The following is a 21,075-nucleotide window of genomic DNA, read 5'->3' as shown; positions in this document are numbered from 1 at the left end:
CCGATTGTTTTTATTTCAAATAGTCTTCAAAATATTGCGTGATGCGTTCGTGCAGGTGTATGCGGTCCTTTCCCATCATGTTATGTTCGTCGCCCGGATAAGTGAAGAAATCCGGTTGGGTGCCTGCGTCGATACAGGCACGCAGGAACGACAGGGAGTGTTGCGGGACGCATACCGGGTCGTTGTAACCGATGATGACTTGGAGTTTGCCTTTTAGGTTACCGGCCTTGAGTTTCAGGTTACTGCCTTTGTAGCCTTCGGGATTGTCCTGCGGACGGTCCATATAACGCTCGCCGTACATCACTTCGTAGTATTGCCAATCGATGACAGGTCCTCCGGCCACACCTACTTTGAATACGTCGGGATAAGTGAGCATGAGGTTGGTGGTCATGAAACCACCGAACGACCAACCGTGCACACCTATCCGGTCGGCGTCGACGTAAGGCAGTGATTTCAGGAACTTTACGCCTTCCATCTGGTCTTTCATTTCTTCTACGCCCAGATGCCGGAAGGTAGCGTTCTCGAAGGCCAACCCCCGATGTTCCGAGCCTCGGTTGTCGAGGATGAAGAGCAGGTAGCCTTTCTGTGCCATGTAGATTTCCCAACCGCGTGCCATATAATTCCGGCTCGCCTCCACGTTGTGGGCGTGCGGCCCGCCGTACACGTAGATTACGGTAGGATATTTCTTATCCGGGTCGAAATCCACGGGTTTCACCATCCGATAGTAGAGGTCGGTGGTGTCGTCGGCGGCCTTGATGCTCCCGCATGTAATTTCCGGCACGTTATAGTCTTTCCATGGGTTTTCGGCAGTCAGCAAGTTACGCTCTTTCCCGTTCCGGGTGTCTGTCAGGCTGATGCCGCGCGCCACGGTAGGGGAAGAGTAACGGTCTTCTACGTAAGTGCCGTTTGCATTCACGCTACCGTAGTGTACACCCTCACCGTTGTCCAGAAGGGTACGTTTGCCATCCTTTACGCGTACCTTATATATATTGGACTGCAACGGATGGATTTCGTTGCTGCAAAAAAGCAGGCTCTTTTCTTTCTGGTCAAAACCCAAGACTTCTTTCACCACCCATTCGCCGGAGGTCAACGGGGTGACCTTGACATGTTCTTCGCATGAGCCGCCTTGGAATGTCTTATGTCGTTGTGAAGCCTGTGGCTTGGACTGGTCGAACAAATAGAGATGGTTGTAACCGTCCCGTTGACTTTGATAAATAAACTTGGAACTGTCCCACGGCAGGAACTGTAGGCCGTGCATCGGTTCCACGTATTTGGGATGCTCCTCTTCGTATATCACGCCTTCCTTTTTACCCGTAGCTGCATCGTAACAAACCAATTCCGCGTGGTTTTGGTCGCGGTTCAGTTCGATCATGTATATTTTCCGGTTGTCCGGACTCCAAGAAATGTTCGTGAAATAACGGTCGGTGGGGTCTCCGGTTTGCAGCCATACTGTCTGGCCTGTGGCCGGCGTAAAGATGCCCACCGTCACTTTGTGCATCTTTTCTCCTGCCATCGGATATTTGCAGGGATAAGTGGTGGCTATACGTGTCGTGATATCCACTTGCGGATAGTCGGGCACCATGCTTTGGTCCATCCGATAGAAAGCGAGCTGTTTCCCGTCCGGGCTCCAGAATGTTCCTTTGGTGATGCCGAACTCGTTACGATGTACGGCTTCACCATACACCAAGTCGTTGCTGCCGTCGGAAGACACGGCCATCGTTTGTCCCTCTTTCGTCGTGACATATAGGTTGTGTTGCCGTACGAAAGCCAGGCTATTGGAAGACGGGGAGCGGTCCAATGCCGTGGCATCCGCCGGATATTCCTGTTCCCATACCTTCTTTCCCGATTTGAAGTCTACTACAGTGTATATGGAGGTCGGTTTACCCCCGTTTTTTCCTTTTCCGGAAACGACGGTGGCTACCCATGGTTGTCCGCCATCGGGGAACTCCACATTGTAGCAGCTATGCACGACCGATGAGTCTTCCCCGGCTCCTAGCCATTGGTTCAGTTGCGATAAGGTGAACAGCACCTTCTTGCTTCCGTCCTTGGGGTTTATCTCATGGCAGCCGTCCAAGTCCGTATCCACCAACCGGTCGCCCCACCAAGCCGTGTACAGGTTTTGGGGCTGTAATTGATGGTATGTACTTCCTCCCGGAAGCAAATCATCCAACGTGAAACTCTTTTTTCCTTGTGCCATGGCGAGGATTGACAGTAATGAAATCACTATGAAAAGATTAATCTTCTTCATCATAGCGGTCGAATTTACGGTTTTTCCCGAATGGTTTCCGGTCGCGGTCGAACGACTTGTTCTTGCGGTCGAACGAGCGTTCTTTGCGTTCGAAAGTTTTTCCTTCGCGTTTAAACGGACGTTTTTCGTATGACGCTCCTCTGTCCTCGCGTTCTTCTCGCGGACGGCGGTCGAAAGGACGGTTTCCGCGTGACCGACTGTCGCGGTCGTCATAATCCCTTCTTCTGGGGGTGAAGTCTTCTTCGTCGTCATCAATGGCCCTTTTAAATTCGCGGTGCATTTTGAAACGTCGTTTTTCTGCCATTTGCCGACGTTCCTCATCGGTCTTGATTTCCTTGCCTTCGGCGCGTAATTCCTTGTATTTTCCACTGAATATTTGGTATTTGCGGAACTCGCATTCCAACGAACCGTTGTACAAAGGTATTTTGATGGACGGTTTCAGCCCTATTTCGTCAAAGCATTCTTCGCGGTAGCTCAGGACCCAGGCATCGTTGTCCAGGAACTGGTGTTTCAGCCGTTCGCCTATGGTCCGGTACAATCCCAGTAAGTCGGGTGTGGAGATGCGTTCGCCATACGGCGGGTTGGTGATGATGATACTTTTCTCGGCCGGTTGCGTAAACTTGTGGAAATCTTGTTGGGCTATTTCGATCTCTTTGCTCAGTCCGGCAGCTTTGACATTCCGTGTGGCGATGTCTACGGCGTTGCGGTTGATGTCGTAACCGTAAATCTTATGTGTGAATTCACGTTCTTGCGACTCGTCGTTGTAAATCCGGTCGAACATCTCTTTGTCGAAGTCCGGCCATTTCTCGAAAGCATACTCTTTGCGGAACACGCCCGGTGCGATGCCGCGGGCGATGAGTGCCGCTTCGATGGTTATTGTTCCCGAACCGCACATCGGGTCTATCAGGTCGCATTCGCCGTCCCAACCCGTCATCAGGATCATGCCGGCGGCCAATACCTCGTTCAACGGGGCTTCCACGGCTTCCTGCCTGTAGCCGCGCCGGTGCAATGATTCACCGGAACTGTCCAATGACAGCGTGCAGTCGTTTTCTGCGATGTGTATGTTCAGGCGCAAGTCCGGGTTTGTCACGCTGATGTTGGGGCGCGAACCGGTTTTTTCACGGAAGTAGTCCACGATAGCATCCTTTACCTTATAGGCTACGAACTTGCTGTGGCGGAACTCTTGTGAGAAGACCACGGAGTCTACGGCAAAACTGGTTTCATTGTTCAGATACTGGTTCCAGTCGATGGCCTTGACGGCATCATAAACCTGGTCGGCGGATTCCGCCTTGAAATGTTTGATAGGTTTAAGGATGCGGATGGCCGTGCGCAGGGCGAAGTTGGCGCGGTACATGAGTTCCTTGTCACCGGTGAAAGACACCATCCGGCGTCCGGTCTGGATGTTGTTTGCTCCTAAGCCGGTCAGCTCTTTGGCCAAAACATTCTCTAATCCCTGGAAGGTTTTGGCGATGAGTTCAAATTCAGTTTCCATTGTGTAAGTTTTGTTGGATAAATCGCTCATGCTCGGCAGACTCGAGCAAGCTCGGTCTGCGCTCGCTTACTCGCGATTTTCGATGGATGCTTGTTTGCTATTGGTTTATTTATATTTCTTTTGTACGAGTCGGGCGCCGGCGGGCACGTCCTCCGTCACCCAGATATTACCGCCTACTGTCGCGCCCCGGCCCACCGTGATGCGCCCCAGAATGGTGGCGTTGGAGTAGACAATCACGTCATCTTCCAAAATCGGGTGGCGCGGAATACCTTTGATGGGGTGTCCGTCGTCATCGAGCGGGAAGCTTTTGGCTCCGAGCGTGACTCCCTGATAGAGCTTCACGTGGTTGCCGATGATGCAAGTCGCCCCTATCACGACACCCGTGCCGTGGTCGATTGTGAAATGGTGGCCGATTCGGGCGGCGGGATGGATGTCGATGCCTGTCTCGGAATGTGCCATTTCCGTGATGATACGCGGAATCAAGGGCACGCCCAACAAAAGCAGTTCATGGGCGATGCGGTAATTGCTCAACGCCTTGATGATAGGGTAGCAACTGATGATTTCGCCGTAAGATTCGGCTGCCGGGTCGCCGTTGTAGGCCGCTTCCACATCGGTGGCCAACACTTCGCGCAAAGCCGGCAGGCGGCTGATGAACTGTCCGGCCAGGTCGATGGCCTTTTCGCGTTTGGTGTCGCATGCACAGTCGCCTGTTTCCTTGGCATCGAAGCACAGTCCGGCATGTATCTGTTCGGTCAGCAGGTTGTACATCCGCTCGATGTTGACTCCGATATGATAAGTGATGGTATGATGGTTGACCGTGGATTTCCCGTAAAATCCCGGGAAAAGGATGGCACGGCACAATTCGATAATTTCGTGCAGGACTTTTCCCGAAGGGAGGGGGTCTCCGTCTTGATGTTCATGAAACAAACCTTTCAGGGACGAGTCTTCGGATAATTCCGTGACGGTTTGCGCTAAAAGGTGAGTGAAATTCAACAGACTCATTAAATTTTAAAATGTGTGATATTCTCCGTGCAAAGATAAAAAAATCAGGCTTCCTTCCCAAAAAAAAGCCTGATTATTTGTCATGGGCGTATGCTTTGCCCCTATATTGCGGCGCGTCATGCTTCTTTCACGCTTTTCACCAGTTTGTATAGCTTGTCGTTCGGCCTTATTTTCTCCGGCACTTTGAACGACACGCGCATGCCTTTCCCTACGGTTTCCACCGGTTTCAGGTCGTAACGCACTTCTTCCAAATCCATAAACAACACCCCTGTCGTGGGGCCGGTGACGAGCAGGCGGTCGCCCACGCTCATGTCCGCCGCTTCGATCTGGAACTCTCCCACGCCAAGTTTGGAGAAGTATTTGATGGCCTTGCCCACGTAGACCTTTTTTTCCGTGGCGGCCGAGCCGTAGTTCGTCGTCCATTCGCCTAAAGTCTGTCCCTGGTAGTACCCGTCCCAGAAACCACGGTTGAACACGCGGGCCAACCGCTCGTCCCATCCGTCTTTTTTCTCTTCGGTAAACGTTCCGTCCAACACGCTTTGTATGGCTTCCTGATAGCAGCCCACGACGGTGGCCACATATTCCGGTCCCCGGGCACGTCCCTCTATTTTGAACACGCGTACGCCTGCTTCCATCATCCGGTCGATGAAACGTACGGTCTTCAAGTCCTTCGGGCTCATGATGTATTTGTTGTCGATTTCCAGTTCCGTACCCGTTTCGCGGTCTTTCACGATGTAGCCCCGGCGGCAGATTTGCATGCAGGCTCCGCGGTTGGCTGACCGGCCCGTGTTGTCCAGACTGAGGTAACATTTCCCGCTGATGGCCATGCAGAGTGCGCCGTGACAGAACATCTCGATGCGTATCAGCTCTCCGCCCGGACCGCAAATGCGTTGTTCCTCTATTTGCCGGTGTATGTCGGCCACCTGCGTCATATTCAGTTCGCGGGCCAACACCACGACATCGGCAAATTGGGCATAGAATTTTAAGGCTTCGATGTTGCTGATGTTCAACTGGGTGGACAGGTGTACCTCCTGCCCTATCTGCCGGCAGTACATCATGGCGGCTACGTCCGAAGCAATGACAGCGGAGATGCCGGCTTCCTTGGCCGCATCTATGATGGTACGCATCAGCGGAAGATCCTCGCCATAGATGATGGTGTTTACCGTCAGATAGCTCTTGATGCCGTGTGCGGCACAAGTTTGTGCCATTTCCTTCAGGTCGTCGATGGTGAACGTACTGGCCGAATGCGCCCGCATGTTCAGGTTTTCGATGCCGAAGTATATGGAGTCGGCTCCGGCTTTGATGGCTGCGGCCAATGATTCGCGCGAGCCTACCGGTGCCATGATTTCAAAATCTTTTCTCGTCATGGTGTGGGGTTTTGTTTGCAAAGATACGCCCTTTTCCCGATATACCGGAGACGCGGTAGTGTTTTTTGCTTTTTTACGCTCTCTTTGGGCTTTCTTTGCCGTTTCCTTAAAAAGGTTGCCGACCTTTGCTTCCCGCGAAGGTCGGATTCGGTTCGGCAAAGCCAAATAAGAAAACTCCGTTTTCATTTGCCTCTGCTCTCGCCTTTCACTACCTTTGCACCCATGAAAATAGGAAATGTGGAGTTCGGGCCTTATCCCGTGTTTCTGGCCCCGATGGAAGATGTGACGGACATCGGTTTCCGTCTCTTATGCAAGCGTTTTGGTGCGGCGATGGTATATTCCGAGTTTGTGGCGGCAGATGCCTTGGTGCGCATGGTGAACCGTAGTTTGGAGAAACTGGCGGTGTGCGACGACGAGCGTCCCGTGGCCATCCAGATTTACGGCAAGGAACCGGGCCCGGTGGCCGATGCGGCTCGTATCGTGGTGGAACGTGCCCGTCCCGACGTGCTCGACTTGAATTTCGGTTGCCCCGTGAAGCGCGTGGCGGGTAAGGGAGCCGGGGCCGGCATGTTGCAGAACATTCCCAAGATGTTGGAAATCACGCGGGCCGTGGTGGATGCCGTGGACATTCCCGTCACGGTGAAAACCCGTCTGGGATGGGATGAAAGCAGTAAGGTGATTGTGGATTTGGCCGAACGCCTTCAAGATTGCGGCATCCGGGCTTTGACCATACACGGCCGTACCCGGGCGCAGATGTACACCGGCGAGGCGGACTGGACGCTCATCGGGGAGGTGAAAAACAACCCGCGCATGACGATTCCCATCATCGGGAACGGCGACATAACCTCGCCCGAACGCGCCCGTGAGTGTTTCGACCGTTACGGGGTGGATGCCGTCATGGTGGGGCGTGCCACTTTCGGCCGCCCGTGGATTTTCAAGGAAATCACGGATGTCTTGAACCCGGGAAGCGCGTCGGCCGCGCACGAAGCCGTGAAGAGCGGCTATCCGGTGATGAGTGCGGATTGGAAAATAGACGTGCTCAAGGAGCAGGTGCTCACTAGCGTGCGCCGCATCGACGAATACCGGGGCATCCTGCACAGCCGCCGCCATCTGGCCGCTTCGCCCGTGTTCAAGGGAATCCCCAATTTCCGTGAGACGCGTATCGCCATGTTGCGTGCCGAAACGGTGGACGAGCTTTTCGCCATTCTGGAGCGTGCCCGCGAGGCGGTGAGGCGGGTTAGTCCATGTGATGCCGGTCTATAGCTGTGAATCTAACCATGTATTGTATTTGGCTATGATTTCCATCCCTACCGACATGATGTTGTGAGCCATATTTTGACTGGCTTTTAAGGCTGCTTGGGCAGAGGGCTGTTTCTGCATTTCGCACAGTGTACGCAGGTCGTCCTCGCTTACGTGGTCTGTATAAGCGTTCAACATGCAGGTCTTCATATTCTCTTTGACGTAGTCGATCATCTTTTCTATGAGGTCGGCATTCGGTATTTCCGGACTGTCCCCGTTCTGCGGAATCATGTTGTTCAGTTGGGAGAGGACATTGTCTATGGTGGCTTGTGCGTCCGAAATCGTATAATATTCTTCAAACCATTTCCTGTAAGTATCAGTACATGCTTTGGGGGATACGGTTTCTGGTTTTTCTCCGGTTAAGATGACTTCCATCCCTTGGCTTATACTTTCTTCTATAACGGATGAAGATGAAGCTGTCAATACATGTTGCATGGCTATGCGTACCTTTTCGTCTTTCAGCCTTGCGGCATAATCTTTCAACTGTTCCAATGACACTTCTTTTCGGAAATAGGGTGAGAGTAAATCAGCGAGGTCTTTTTTGAATGCGCCTTTAAAGTACTTCTGCGTCATTTCCCGGGCTGCTTGCTCTTTTTCTTCCTCGCTCATTTTTTTGAACTCTGATTTGTCCGATTCTTGTATTTTCTCTTGAGCCATTGGAATGAAAGCCAATTGGTAATCATTAAACTTATCCATACTTCCACTGTATTCCATTATTTGGATGAGTAGTTGTCCATATTCGTCTGTTTTCTCTTCAGGAGTGTCCTGCGATGTCTTTTGATTGCCACATGCTATGTTTGTTCCACATAATAGGATGAGCAGCAACATGAAAACTGTTTGAAAATTCCTCTTTTTCATTTTTCTTATTTTTAGTGGTTAATTGTATTGGGTTTATTCTTTTTGGGAGAGTTGCTCTTTTAATGCTTGTATCAGTTTGTCTTTTTCGTTGGGACGAGGAGCATTCTTGGTGACGAGCCGCCCCGCCTTGTCGAAGATGGCGTAAGAGGGATAACCGCCGTTCAAGAGTATGTTTTCTACGGCTTCCTGTTGTGTGCCGGGCAGGTTGTAGTGTACGGTTTGCGCCCCTACTGAGCCGTATTCCTTGATGATTTGCCGCCATGCGTCGTCCGGTGTACGGTTGGCCAAATAAAGGAATACGACGTCGCGCCCTTTCATGGCTTCTTTGATGGCCGGGACGAAGTCACGCATGTGCCCCTTGCACGGGCCGCACCATCCGCCCCAGATGTCGGCATAAACCACCTTGCCGCGATAGGGGGCGAGGATGCGTTGCAGGATTTCGTTCCCGTCGGTCAGTCCGGCCACGATGTCGTTGCTTTTCAGCGAACCTTGGTAGTCGAAGGGCGTTTGCAGTTGGCGGGTGTAGAAGTCTTGCCGACGGGCGACGGCCTCGCGCAACACGGGAGTTTGGATATGCGCCATGGTTTCGCGCATCAACGGTTCCGGAAAGGGGGTATGGTCACGTTCCAATGCTTCCCATGCCAACAAGGTTCCGCCCAGATCTTTCTGGAAACGGGTCCATGTGGAAGACTCAAGGAGTTCCTGGTTTCTTAACAAATCCGCGTTTCCGATGATTTGGGGCATTCGTTCCCGGAATTCCGGAAACTGGTGTATTTCTCTCGCAATCTTGAAGTGGTTTTCATTATATGCCTGCATGGCCATGCTGTCATCCGGATTGTCGCGGGAGAACTTTCGTCCCATGTCCACCGTCCGGTCTATGAGTTGCAAAAGCGTGTCGGGGAGGTGCAAGTCTTCTTGCCAGGGCAACACTTGCTGTAACTTCTCCAAGTCTATCATGACGGCAAAACGGACGAGAAACTGTTGGTACTGATAGTAAACGGATTGTTGCAGGAAGCCGTGGTAGTCGGGGAAGATGGTGTAGGGTACGGGTGGTATGGTATGGCATAAGGAATCAATGGCTCGTACGATTTCCGGGGAGAGACGCTTTTCGCCGAAATCCGAAAGGTTGTAGCGTTGGTAGGCGAGACGGTGGAGGGCGCTGTAACGGATTTCTTCTTCTTTCAGGGTGCGGTAACGCCGGGACAGGTTGGGGTGTTTGCCGATGAGGCTGTCTAATTGCCGTTCACGGCGTGCCAGTTCGTGCCGTACCTCGTCAAGGCAGGTACGGTTGTCTACCGAGTGGATGTCCCTTTCGGTTGGAGAGAATACGTCTAAATTCATTCCGACAGCCAACAGTTCGTTGCTCGTCCGTGCATCTTCCCCCATCAGTATAGGGGAACGGCCGTCCATGTACAGGTAATAGTCTTGTTCCGGATTGAGCAGTAGCGTGAACGTGTGCCCCGCGATGCGGCAAAGGGCTTGTGCCGGTCCAAAGGCTGGAAAGCGCAACCGGAAACGTCCGAGTGAGTCGGTTTGTGTCTGGAATTTGGGATATTCGGTGAGTTGGGGCATGGAACAGGTAAAAGTGGCATGCTCCATACTGGGCAGATAACCGCACAATGTGACGCTGTCTTCCCGGTAACTGCATGGTTGCGGCGGCGTGTCGTCAGCTGGCAGGTAGGAAAGGATGCCTTTCGCGCTGTCCCACAGCCGGTAGGTCTGTGCCTTTCCGTCGTTGACGGCGATGGTGCAAACGGAGTCGTTTCGGTAACGGATTTCCAGTTGTAAGGTTTCTTTGCCGCTTCGTAAGGTGACGGCGGTTTTCTTTCTGCCTTCCTTGACGGCGGCATATTGCCATTGACGTGCGTCGTGTACGGCAAAGTCCTTGAAGAATCCCCATTCCCACGCGCCGGTCGCGGCGTTAAGCCAACAGGCATCGCGGTCGGTTTGTGCCTGTATGCCTGCGGCGGCGTAGAACAAGAAAAGGGATAAAACAGCTTTTTTCATGGTGTATTTATCGGTTGAGTTGTGTTTCCAATACCACTAATAAAAGGAAGAACAGTGGCGTTACGGTTATTCGGATTTCCGTTTCAGTATCACGCGGCTGTAGTTTCCTGTGGGGCTTTGTCCCGCTATAAACGCTTGGTTTTCGTCCAGTTCACCGATGAGGTCGCCCAATTCGAACTCCAAAGTCTTGTTTTCAGGATTGAAAGTGATTGTAGCTTGGTACTCAGCCATTTCGCTATAGCCGTCTAACACAGTGATGAATGCCTTGTTGCCGATGACTTCGTTGAGAGTTATCTTGTTTTCGGATACTCGCTGTGGTGAAGTAGTGGCAAGGTTCATCCATCCGTCGGCCGTTCCGCCGTCTCCTTTCACGGAGTTGGCGTTGTAGAAATCAAGCTTGAGAGTAACGATGGCGGTTGGTATGTCATCATCATAGTAGTCGTTGTGGATCGTTTCATCTGTCCAACTCCAAGTGCCGCGGAAAGGTTGTGAGTAGTCTTCTTCTGTGACATCCGTCGTCTTTTCAGTAGGAGCGTCAGCTTCGACCATTTCGGCTGTGGGCTCGTTAGCGGTTTCGGGTTTATTACCGGATTCATCTCCGTTTTCAGGTGTTGTCCGGTTCGAGATACGGTCGAGTGTGAATGTCACGGGGAAGATATAACCGTATCCTCCACATTCCAATTCAGGCGTATCTTCGTTACCTACGGTGATGTCTATTTTTGCGCTGTCCGTCCGGAGGAAAAGCGTGGTCGGCACGATGATATCTTTGTTTTCCAATTCGTCCCACCATGTCAGTTCGAGCCTGGCCGTATTGCCCTCCACCTGGACAGAAGCCACGTCGAAACTGATAGAGAAGAACCCCATCTCTTCTTTGCTACCGAAATAGAATGTGCCTTTTGTGGAATCGCCTTTGAGGTCGAGGATGAGTTCGGCGGCTTCGGATTCGTTGTCGAATCGCCATGTACCCGAGAATTTTTCCTTAGCGGAAGAACCACAGAAAGCCATGCAAATTGCTGTAACGAGGATGGCCAAAGCGATACCACCGTAAAGGAGGATCTTGTTCCTTTGCGAAGGGCGGGATTGGGGAACGCTGTTTTCGGTATCCGGAGTGTTCGTATGGGGTGTGTACAGGGAGGTGTCTGTTTGGGCTTCGAGGGTAATGGGAGCGGTTACAGTTGAGTTCTCATCTTGTGCATTGGTTTCCTCTACGAGGCGCCCCGCATGGATGTTGACCCATCCGAGGATACGCAGCACGAACTGCATGACAGACCAATAAAGCATAATGAGGCCGAAGACCAGTACCTCAAGCCCTATGGCAAAAACGGTACCCTTGATTTGACGGGAGATTTCATCGAAGCCCGTGTACATAAGGTTGTTGAAATCTATACCTTTCGTAAAGAGAAGAATGCTGACCACTATGACGGCGGCAGCTACGAACGGCATCCAAATCAAGTTGATGTTGTATACGGCGGATTTGCGTAGCTGCTCGGCACCTTTGAGAGCCGGTTTGCTCCACGTCGCTTCTTCACGGAGTTCTTCAAAAGCCGATTTGAGAAGGATTAGCGAGATTATCGTGCATACGAAAGCGCCGAACCGAAATAACCAACCGAAAATGACAGGTAGGAAAGAGGCCGGGAAGAGCAATAGGGTGGCTGTGATTTCAAAACCGCAAGCAGTGGAGATGCGTCCCACCATGGCAGATGCCTCGTAATTCTTTTGTATCACCTTAAAGCCATTCAGTCCGACGAGGTACAAGATGTAGCCTATGATAGTCAGGGTTTGTGCGCTGAGAGTGAACGGTTTTAAAGGCAATTCTTCCTCGCTAGCCGTTTTCAGCAAATCGTTGGCAGTGTCTATGGCAATGGAAGCCGTTTGTAGGATACCGGCCACCCAACCGGCTATGGCTACGATGATAACTCCCGTCAGGATGAGGCGGGTATGTTTGGTCCAAATTTCGTTGTTGTACATACGGATAAGGTATTAATAAATAAGGTATAAAAAGGAAAGTTATTTCAATCGGAAATGGACGGGGAGGGTGTATTTCACCCTAACTGGTTTGCCTTTCTGCTTGCCGGGTGTCCACTTGGGCATGGAGGATACTACCCTGAGGGCTTCTTTGTCGAGAGAGGAATCCACGCTTTGGGTCACTACGGTGTTGCTGATGCTCCCGTCTTTCTCCACGCAGAATTGCACGAGAACCCGGCCTTGTATTCCGTTTTCCATAGCTATTGTGGGATACTTCACATTACGGGCGAGGTAGGACATGCAAGCAGACAACCCTCCCGGAAACTCCGGCATTTGTTCCACTATGTTATAGATGTTCTCGTCTTTCTCTGTCTCCGAGGGCTGCTGTTCCGTACTGGGGATTTCCGTATCCGCAATGGCGTCCTCCACGATGTTCTGGATTTCTGGTAATGCGGGTGGAGGAGATACCGTTTCGGCTTTTTGGGCGGCTTCGCGCCTTTCGTTTTCCAAAATCCGTGCCAATGCCTCGTCATGGATAAAGAAACCGTTGAACGAGGATGGTGCATAGCCTTTGAAAGCCGACACGATGTCGAACTTGAACGATTTGCCTTCCGTGATGGCCGGGAAGATGTAAGCCCCGGCTATCTGTACCCGGTTGTTGGGAAGCAGGTACATCATATTGATGGTATGGGAAGAAGATGACTGGGCCGCCTTGCCGTAGATGCGGAATTTGTAGCCGCCTGATGACGGACCGAGACAGAGGATTTGCGTGACGTGCCAATAGCGGTCCACTCCGGCATCGGTCTTGTGAGGTACTTTCACGGGATACGCCTTGGCGGGCAGTTTTACGGTAGTTTGTGCATGGCTTCCGAAGGTAACGATAAAAAGCCACACCAATGATACGAAAGCTACAATTGTCTTTTTCATAAGTTTCATCAGTAAATGTGAAAGAATTGATTCCCAAACATGCTGTAAAGGTAGTGATTTTTCTCAAATGGAAGTATGCTGAAGTATATTATTTTTGCAATATGCCTGTTTTTCACCATTTACGTACCCCCTAAAATACTTTTGTTATTCCTTTGTTAGTCGACCCGGTAGGGGCTTTGTGCCATGGGTTTGGCATGATGATGGAAGAAGGTGTTGTGGCCTATTGCGGCTTACTCAGGTGCGGGATTTTTCCTGCACCTGAGTTTAAGTTACTCGTCTAAGAGGGCGTGTTTATACCTTTTCTTCTTTGGCCTTGAAAGCCAAAGCGTACATTTTCATTTGTTTAAGCATGGCTACCAGACCGTTGCTTCGGGTGGGCGAAAGATGCTCTTTCAGTCCGATACGGTCGATGAAGTAAAGGTCGGCATCGAGAATCTCTTGCGGGGTATGTCCGCTCAACACCCGCACCAACAAGTCCACAATACCTTTTACAATCAGCGCGTCGCTTTCGGCGCGGAACACGACCCGTCCTTCCCGGTAGTCGGCTTGCAGCCACACCCGGCTTTGGCAACCGTCTATCAGGTTCTGTTCAGTCTTGTACTCTTCGGGGAGCGGTTCCTGCCCGCTGCCCATGTCGATGAGCAACTGGTATTTGTCCATCCAGTCATCGAAGCCGCTGAACTCTTCGATGATTTCGTCTTGTACTTCGTTAATCGTTTCCATTTTATTGGTTTTCGTTATAAATCACTTGGATTACCGTCTGTCCCACAGCTTTCAGTACCTGTCGGTCTATGTGCTCCATATTGTCGTTTACCGTGTGCCACGTAGGGCCGAACCCGGACGGGGCATCGGTAAAGTAAGGGATAATATCGATGCACGGGATACCGGCTATCTCGTTGACCGGTACGTGGTCGTCGGTGATATACCCCCCGTCACGCATAGGGAAGAATTGCCCGTATCCTAATTGGGCAGCCGTGTTCCAAACCAAATCGACGACTTGTGAGGCGTATCTTTGGGAATATCCTTCTTTGGAGAAAGTACTGCCTTGCCCGCCGACCATGTCCATCAAGATGCCGAAGCGTGCCTGATAACCGTATACATGCGGGTTGGCCGCCCAATATTGCGAGCCGAGGCACCATGACGAAGCGTCTCCGGCTTGGTCGGACCATTGCGGCACGCCGTAATCTTCCGCATCGAAACAGATAAAGTCTATTCCTATTTCAACGGGATGAAGTTGGATGAGCCGCGCCATTTCCAACATGACGGCCACATCGCTGGCTGCATCGTTGGCAGCCAACACCGGTTTGTGCCAGTTGGCAGAGTCCGGGTCGTTGTCGGCCCACGGACGGCTGTCCCAATGCCCGCAAACCAGTATGCGTGCCTTTGTGTCGGGGTTATAAGATGCGATGATGTTACGGGCTTTCAGGACCGTACCGTCGTATGCCTTCACGTCTGCATATTGGTCGGTGACGGTCGCGCCGAAACTTTTGAATTTCTCGGCAATGTACGTGCCGCAAAGACGGTGGGCTTCCGTGTTCGGTACGCGAGGCCCGAACGCGCATTGTGCAGCCGTATAGGCGAAAGCACTGTCTGCATTGAATTCCGGTGCGGCAGCCATAGGAATGCTGTCGGTTGTGCCTGTCCCGTTTCCGGTTTTATGCCCGCAAGCCGTACAGACGGATAGAAAAACACCGAGGACTGTGCTCCATTGCAAGTTTAAAATAGTTCTTTTCATGAATCTGTTTTGCTTATTCTGTTTTCCGGTCAGCAAGTCCTGCTGTCTTGCACGAGTTGCATGACCCTTAGGAAATTTCCTCCCCAGATGCCGGCTATGTCCGTGTCATTGTATCGTTCGGCTAACAGGCGGCGGGTGAAGTTGATGGCTTCCGCTGCCGATGCGCATCCCGGTATTCCTCCGTCACCGTCGAAGTCCGTTCCGATGCCTACATGCTCTACGCCCATGATGTTTACCATGTGGTTCAAGTGTTCTATGGCATCGAGGATGGAAGCTTCACCGTCTTCGCGCAAGAAGCCTTTATAGAGAGTGACCTGGGCCACTCCGTCTTTTCGGGCGAGTGCCTTCATCTGTTCGTCGGTCAAGTTGCGCGGTACGTTGCACAAGGCACGGCAAGACGAATGGGAGCAGACGATGGGAGTGGTACTAAGTTCTAACGCATCGTAAAAGCTGCTTTCCGCTCCGTGGGAGAGATCCACCATCAATCCCAAGCGGTTCATTTCCTGCACAGCCTCACGGCCGAATGCGCTGAGTCCGCCGTGCTCTCCTTTTCCCCGTGCCGAGTCGCAAATATTGTTGTCGCCGTTATGGCATAAAGTCATGTACACGACACCCCGGTCACGGAAGTGGCGCAGGCGGGAGAGGTCTTTCCCGATGGCGTATCCGTTTTCGATGCCCAACATGATGGCTTTCTTGCCGGCATTTTTCAAACGTAGCAAATCGGATGGGGTGTAAGCGATGTCCACAGACGTACAATGAGCCGCCGCCATTTTTTCTATTTGTGTCAGTATGAGGTCGGCTTTTGCTGTGGCGGCCTGCAAAGCCTCGTCCGTCCGTTCGCCTTGTGCCAGGTAGGCCACCATAATCGTGGCATCCAATCGGCCTTCCGTCATTTTGTGGAGGTCGACGAGGATGTTCGGGTCCCGTTGGTCGAAATGGATGCCTTTGTGGAAAAACATAGGGGTATCGCAATGGCTGTCCAACGTCAGCATCTTCCGGTGAAGGGTTTTGGCTTCGCGGAAAGAACCAGCTTCTTCACATAGCCACCGGAACAAGGGCATCATGCTCTCGTCTTGCCGCAGGATGAAGCATTCGGGATGCCATTGTACGCCCAATACCGATTTATATTCCGCCGACTCTACTGCTTCGATAAGACCGTCCGGCGACGTGGCACAAACCCGCAGGAGAGGACCTGTCTCCTTGACGGCCTGATGGTGGAAAGAATTGACTGCGACCGGTGCCTCGCTAAATAAGCGGCGTAAAACCAGGCTGTCGGCTGTCGGCTGTATGGTATGCGACGCATACCTTCGGTCCAGTTGTTGGTCGTGTCCGAGCAGTTGCCGTTCCGGCTGTTGGCTGTAGATGTCCTGATAGACAGAGCCGCCCAATGCCACGGTGAGCATTTGTATGCCCCGGCAGATGCCCAGTATAGGAATCTGCCGGTCGTAAGCCAGACGGATAAGCAGCAGTTCGGCCAAATCACGTTTGTAGTTGACACTGTGCAGTTGCGGAATCGGTTCTTCGCCGGTAAACAGCGGGTTCAGGTCGCCTCCGCCCGAAAGCAAAAGGCCGTCTACATGCTCCAGCACATTGGCCAACGCATCCCGGTCCTCAAAAGGAGGGATGATGACCGGAGTGGCTCCCGCTTTCAGCACGGATTCAAAATAGCCTTCGGCCAGTTCGCACCCCTTTTCTCCGAAATTGCCCGTAATGCCGATTACAGGTTGTTTTTTATATCCCGGGAAGCGGTTGTGGTATTGGCCGTAAGCGGTTTCCCAGTCGAAGTAACCGGAAGTCATGCGGGTTATTTTTTATTTAAGACGATAGGAATTTCTTTATTGATGCTCTGTTCCAGTGAAATTAAGGTCTCGGTGGAGATTACTCCCGGAATTTCTTGCAGCTTGTTGTTCAACAATTCCATCAGATGGGCATTGTCGCAAGCATACAGCTTGATGAGCATCGTGTAAGGTCCGGTGGTGAAATGGCATTCCACGACTTCCGGAATGTGGTTCAGTTCCTCTACTACGCGTTTGTACATCGAACCGCGTTCGAGAATGACACCCACGTAGGTACAGGTGCTGTAACCCAATGTCTTGGGATCTACGTGGTATCCCGAACCTACTATGACACCGAGGTCGATGAGGCGCTGTACCCTTTGGTGGATGGCCGCGCGCGATACGCCGCATTCCGCAGCCACATCTTTAAATGGGATACGTGCGTTTCCCGTAATGATTTCCAGGATTTTCTTATCTAAATTGTCTATTTTCTCCATGGGTCTGTTTTTGTATTGATTGAACATTTTGTAAGCAAATATAGCCGTTTTTCTGCAAACTGCATGCGGTTTTAACAAAAAAAGACGCCAAAACGTGCTTTTGGCGTCTTTTTATAGAGAATAGTTCACTTATTTTTCAATTTCCAACAGCTCAACCGTAAAAATCAATGCGGAGAAGGGTGGAATTTTGCCGGCTTCGCGTGAGCCGTAACCCAGTTCCTGTGGAATGTAGATTTCCCATTTGGAACCTACCGGCATTTGGGTAAGTGCTTCCGTCCAACCTTTGATGACTTGGTTGCAACCAAAAGTGGCCGGTTGTTTACGTTCGTATGAACTGTCAAAAACCGTACCGTCTACCAAACGTCCTTCGTAGTTCACTTTTACTTTGGAGGTGGCGGTAGGAACCTCACCGTTGCCTTGGGTCAATACCTTATATTGCACTCCCGAAGGCAAAGTCCGTACGCTGTCCTTTTTGGCGTTGGCTTTCAGGAAAGCTTCACCGGCACGGCGGTTGTCGCCATACTTGCGTTCCATGTTCGCGTCATGGTAATACTTCATTTGCTTCTGGGCCACTTCCTCTGCTTTTTGCAAACTCATGTCCGTTGGCAGACCTGCTAGCATCTTGCCGAACCCGTCCAAAAAGAGGTCCCGGTTGAGGGTCTTCACGGAGTCGTTCCCTGCTATCTGTCTGTCTATGCCCGGGATGACTTGTTCCTCTACCTGTTGGCGAATCTGCAATCCGGCACTGTATGCCTGCAACTTTTTGCGTTCGGCTTCCGAGAGCGAAGCGTTGAAACCTTCGATGAAGTTTGCCATATAGGCGGTGTCCACGTTCATACGGCTAGTGACGTAGTTTTTCAGCCCCTGCGTGTTAGCCATGCCCATGGCGTAACTGAACGTGTCTACGGAACATGTGTCCACCCGGACTGTTTCCGCTTTCTTGGCTTTCTTGTTTTTTCTCTTTGCGCTGCCGTCGAAGCAGGCGAGGACAGCCAAGGAAAGGACCGCATATTTCAATCCGTTCATTTTCCGGTTTTATTTTTTGATGCTCAGCAATTCGATTTTGAATTTCAAGGCAGAGAACGGCTTGATTTGGCCGGCTTCTCTTTCAGCGTATGCCTGATCCTGCGGGATATATACCATCCATGTCGAACCGACGGGCATGTGGGTCAAGGCTTCAGTCCACCCCGGAATCACTTGGTTGCAACGGAATGTGGCCGGGCTCTTGCGTTCGTATGAGCTGTCGAACACCGTGTCATTGATAAGCTTGCCTTCGTAGTTTACTTCCACGCGGCTGGTGTCTGCCGGAATTTCACCGTTACCTTCTTTGATGACTTCGTAATATACACCGTTGGCCAGTTTCTTGATACCGGCTTTCTTGGCGATGTTCGCCATGAACTCTTCTCCGGCCTTTTTATTGTCGCCGTAAGTCTTTTCAAGGCTCTTGGCTTTCACTTCCTTCATTTTGGTCTGAGCCAGTTCCTGTGCTTGTTCGAGGGTCATTTGGCCGCCTTTTTCCATCACGCCGGCAATGAAGCCTGCCAAGAAATTCTGCAAGCTGATGGTTTGGGTAGAGTCGTTGCCGAACACTTCGTAGTTGATGCCCTTGATCATTTGCTGGCTCACTTGTTGGCCGATTTGGATACCGGCATAGTAAGCTGTTTTTTTCTTGTCGTCGCCAGCGTTGGCACCTTCGTTCAGACCTTTTACGAATTCAGCCAAATAAGTGGTGTCCACTCCGAGACGGTTTACCAAATAAGGTTTCAGACCTTGGGTCTGTGCCATACCGATAGAATAACTCAAAGAGTCCACATCCGTTTTCATGTCTGCCTTCGGAGCCGAAGAAGAACAAGAAGAAATGAGTGCTGCCAAGCCGGCAGCCGCGATAATACCTGTTTTTTTCATTTTTGTTACTATGAATTAAATAATTTTTAAAGTACTTTGATGAGTTCCACATCGAAAATCAATGTGCTGTAAGGCGGGATGGAATTTCCTGCGCCGCCTGCACCGTAGCCTAACAAGTAAGGGATAAAGAAACGGTATTTTGCACCTTCTTTCATCAGTTGGAGCCCTTCGGTCCATCCGGCGATTACCCCGTTGAGCGGGAAGTCGGCCGGTTCGCCGCGTTGCAGGCTGCTGTCGAAGAGCGTCCCGTCGATGAGCATCCCTTCATAATGGCAACGCACCTTGTCTGTCGCTTTCGGGCTTTTGCCGTCGCCTTCTTGCAACACCATGTATTGCAGTCCGGAGGTAGTCGTGACCACGCCCTCTTTCTGCGCGTTTTCTTTAAGGAATTTCTCGCCGTCCGCTTTCGCCTGTTTGCCTTTGGCTTCCTTTTCCTTGTTCATGGCTGCTTCTTTTTCCTGAAAATATTGGGTCACGATGCTTTGTGCCTCGTGGTGAGATACTGCCAGTTCTTTGTTTTCGAGTACGTCCTTGATGGCTTGTGCGAAATCGTCGATGCAAAGGTCTTGTGCTCCCATGCTTTTGAGTTGTTGTCCGATACCCAAGCCTAATGCGTAGCTTACTTTGTTCATTTTGTGGTGTTTTTAATAATAATGTCCTTACTAAGGGCGCAAAGTTAATTGAATTATTTGACCTTTAGGATGATTTGCTTGTATTTTTTCCTATTTTTGTAGGTAAAAAACTAAAATAGATGAAAAAAGTTGTTGTTTTGACGGGGGCAGGCATGTCGGCCGAAAGCGGTTTGAGTACGTTCCGGGATTCAGGCGGGCTGTGGGACCGCTATCCGGTGGAGGATGTGGCCACTCCTGAAGGATATGCCCGCAATCCGGAGTTGGTCACACGTTTTTATAATGAACGCCGCCGTCAGTTGCAAGAGGTGGAACCATGCCGGGGACATGTGTTGTTGGCAGCCATGGAGCAAGATTACGATGTGACGGTCATCACGCAGAATGTGGACAACTTGCACGAACGTGCCGGCAGCACGAAAGTGGTTCATTTGCATGGCGAACTGACGAAAGTCACATCGAGCCTGGAACCGGACAACCCTAAGTACATCCGTGAACTTCGCCCTGAGGAATGGGAAGTGAAAATAGGCGACCGTGCGGCAGACGGCAGCCAGTTGCGGCCTTTCATCGTTTGGTTCGGCGAGCCTGTCCCGATGATAGAGGCTGCCATCAACATCACTTCTACGGCGGATGTTTTTGTCGTTATCGGCACTTCCCTGAATGTTTACCCGGCGGCAGGGCTGCTGAATTACGTCCCGTCCCATGCTCCCATTTATGTGATAGATCCCAAGCCCGTGGCAGGTATCCATGGCGGGGGACGTGTGCATCATTTGATGAAAGGAGCTTCCGAAGGGGTGGAAGAGCTTATGGTTTGTTTGGAAAAATTATGAAAGGGCAAAAGGAGGAAGCGCGTCTTTCCCTCCTCCAGGAATTTTGGGAAAACATGTTTCATCTTTCAGGTTGTTCTGTAAGTCTCTTGTATATAGCAAGTTATGAACTGAAGGATGATTTTACCATCTTTCAGCCCTGTTTCAGTCGTGCCTTGTATAGAACCGGAAATCGTTCGGCATACGAGGCACTTTTTTTCTGCGCCAAACGAAAAATCAATCTCAGCCGAATGATTTTTCGTTTGGCGCAGATTGATTTTCATCTTTCTGCATGACAGTAGGCTGAAAGATGTCCGAATCATCTTTCAGTGTATTAATTTTCTTTGTTCCAGTGCTTTATGATTCATCCTGAAAGATGAAACATGTTTTTGGAAAAACTCTGGGGTAGGGAAGAATGCCTTTTCACGGCTCTTTGTTAAAGAGTTCTAATGTTGTAATTTCTTAATAAGTAGTTTTACACCTTCATACGTATATACATAAAAATAGTTTAAACAAATTAAGGGTATAGTTTTACGTTATTCGAATATGAAACATAAACATAAGAA

At 51.0% G+C, this 21,075-nt stretch carries 18 protein-coding genes; 3 read left to right on the top strand and 15 right to left on the bottom strand.

Going from position 1 to position 21,075, the window contains the following annotated elements; translation table 11 throughout:
• Nucleotides 1-10: 10 nt before the first annotated feature.
• The 4 genes from HMPREF9442_RS09215 to HMPREF9442_RS09200 form a co-directional block, all read right to left on the bottom strand.
• Nucleotides 11-2,251: a S9 family peptidase gene (locus HMPREF9442_RS09215; protein WP_008627855.1), complete on the bottom strand. Its 2,241-nt coding sequence runs from the start codon at nt 2,249-2,251 to the stop codon at nt 11-13.
• Nucleotides 2,235-3,740: a THUMP domain-containing class I SAM-dependent RNA methyltransferase gene (locus HMPREF9442_RS09210; RefSeq protein WP_040602891.1), complete on the bottom strand. Its 1,506-nt coding sequence runs from the start codon at nt 3,738-3,740 to the stop codon at nt 2,235-2,237. The genes HMPREF9442_RS09215 and HMPREF9442_RS09210 overlap by 17 nt, the downstream gene beginning before the upstream one ends.
• Nucleotides 3,741-3,845: 105 nt before the next feature.
• The gene (locus tag HMPREF9442_RS09205) at nt 3,846-4,742 is read right to left on the bottom strand and encodes a serine O-acetyltransferase (protein ID WP_008627850.1); all 897 of its coding nucleotides are present in this window, start codon (nt 4,740-4,742) and stop codon (nt 3,846-3,848) included.
• Between the two features lie 116 nt (nt 4,743-4,858).
• Nucleotides 4,859-6,109, bottom strand: coding sequence for a peptidase U32 family protein (locus HMPREF9442_RS09200; RefSeq protein ID WP_040602911.1), 1,251 nt, complete (start codon nt 6,107-6,109; stop codon nt 4,859-4,861).
• Between the two features lie 222 nt (nt 6,110-6,331).
• Between HMPREF9442_RS09200 and dusB the strand changes: the two genes are divergently transcribed.
• Nucleotides 6,332-7,372 carry a tRNA dihydrouridine synthase DusB gene (gene dusB, locus HMPREF9442_RS09195; protein ID WP_008627846.1) on the top strand — a complete coding sequence of 347 codons (1,041 nt, stop codon included), beginning with the start codon at nt 6,332-6,334 and terminating at the stop codon, nt 7,370-7,372.
• Here dusB and HMPREF9442_RS09190 read toward each other — a convergent pair.
• The 11 genes from HMPREF9442_RS09190 to bamJ (HMPREF9442_RS09140) all read right to left on the bottom strand — a co-directional run bounded on the left by HMPREF9442_RS09190 (nt 7,367) and on the right by bamJ (HMPREF9442_RS09140) (nt 19,709).
• Complete coding sequence (locus HMPREF9442_RS09190; RefSeq protein WP_008627845.1) at nt 7,367-8,266, bottom strand: hypothetical protein; 900 nt, start codon at nt 8,264-8,266, stop codon at nt 7,367-7,369. The two genes, dusB and HMPREF9442_RS09190, sit on opposite strands and share 6 nt — an antisense overlap.
• A 33-nt stretch (nt 8,267-8,299) precedes the next feature.
• On the bottom strand, nt 8,300-10,273 hold the full coding sequence (locus HMPREF9442_RS09185; protein WP_008627843.1) for a TlpA family protein disulfide reductase: 1,974 nt from the start codon (nt 10,271-10,273) through the stop codon (nt 8,300-8,302).
• 66 nt (nt 10,274-10,339) lie between these two features.
• On the bottom strand, nt 10,340-12,241 hold the full coding sequence (locus HMPREF9442_RS09180; protein ID WP_008627842.1) for a hypothetical protein: 1,902 nt from the start codon (nt 12,239-12,241) through the stop codon (nt 10,340-10,342).
• Nucleotides 12,242-12,280: 39 nt separating this feature from the next.
• Nucleotides 12,281-13,165 carry an energy transducer TonB gene (locus tag HMPREF9442_RS09175; protein ID WP_253271074.1) on the bottom strand — a complete coding sequence of 295 codons (885 nt, stop codon included), beginning with the start codon at nt 13,163-13,165 and terminating at the stop codon, nt 12,281-12,283.
• A 291-nt stretch (nt 13,166-13,456) separates the two neighbouring features.
• Nucleotides 13,457-13,888: a SufE family protein gene (locus HMPREF9442_RS09170; protein ID WP_008627839.1), complete on the bottom strand. Its 432-nt coding sequence runs from the start codon at nt 13,886-13,888 to the stop codon at nt 13,457-13,459.
• 1 nt (nt 13,889) lies between these two features.
• Nucleotides 13,890-14,900 (bottom strand): M28 family peptidase, encoded by a 1,011-nt coding sequence (locus HMPREF9442_RS09165; RefSeq protein ID WP_415957839.1) that lies wholly within the window; start codon nt 14,898-14,900, stop codon nt 13,890-13,892.
• A 29-nt stretch (nt 14,901-14,929) separates the two neighbouring features.
• Nucleotides 14,930-16,699, bottom strand: coding sequence for a fused gamma-glutamyl-gamma-aminobutyrate hydrolase/peptidase (locus HMPREF9442_RS09160; RefSeq protein WP_008627836.1), 1,770 nt, complete (start codon nt 16,697-16,699; stop codon nt 14,930-14,932).
• Between the two features lie 5 nt (nt 16,700-16,704).
• Nucleotides 16,705-17,172, bottom strand: coding sequence for an Lrp/AsnC family transcriptional regulator (locus HMPREF9442_RS09155; protein ID WP_021979496.1), 468 nt, complete (start codon nt 17,170-17,172; stop codon nt 16,705-16,707).
• A 129-nt stretch (nt 17,173-17,301) separates the two neighbouring features.
• Nucleotides 17,302-18,198, bottom strand: a complete 897-nt coding sequence (bamJ, locus tag HMPREF9442_RS09150) for a BamJ family beta-barrel-assembly machinery protein (protein ID WP_008627828.1) — start codon at nt 18,196-18,198, stop codon at nt 17,302-17,304.
• A gap of 9 nt (nt 18,199-18,207) precedes the next feature.
• Nucleotides 18,208-19,077, bottom strand: coding sequence for a BamJ family beta-barrel-assembly machinery protein (bamJ, locus tag HMPREF9442_RS09145; RefSeq protein ID WP_040602888.1), 870 nt, complete (start codon nt 19,075-19,077; stop codon nt 18,208-18,210).
• Nucleotides 19,078-19,103: 26 nt separating this feature from the next.
• Entirely contained in the window at nt 19,104-19,709 is a 606-nt protein-coding gene (gene bamJ / locus HMPREF9442_RS09140; RefSeq protein WP_008627823.1) for a BamJ family beta-barrel-assembly machinery protein, read from the bottom strand.
• A 119-nt stretch (nt 19,710-19,828) separates the two neighbouring features.
• On the opposite strand from bamJ (HMPREF9442_RS09140), the gene HMPREF9442_RS09135 reads away from it, so the two are divergent.
• Nucleotides 19,829-20,533, top strand: a complete 705-nt coding sequence (locus HMPREF9442_RS09135) for an SIR2 family NAD-dependent protein deacylase (protein ID WP_008627822.1) — start codon at nt 19,829-19,831, stop codon at nt 20,531-20,533.
• A complete protein-coding gene (locus tag HMPREF9442_RS09130; RefSeq protein WP_008627820.1) occupies nt 20,530-20,805 on the top strand; it encodes a hypothetical protein in 276 nt (91 codons plus the stop codon). The genes HMPREF9442_RS09135 and HMPREF9442_RS09130 overlap by 4 nt, the downstream gene beginning before the upstream one ends.
• Nucleotides 20,806-21,075: the final 270 nt, after the last annotated feature.

It is taken from the genome of Paraprevotella xylaniphila YIT 11841 (assembly GCF_000205165.1).
GTDB lineage: Bacteria > Bacteroidota > Bacteroidia > Bacteroidales > Bacteroidaceae > Paraprevotella > Paraprevotella xylaniphila.
The sequence above is the reverse complement of the archived record's forward strand: the minus strand, read 5'-3'. Positions and strand labels throughout refer to the sequence as shown.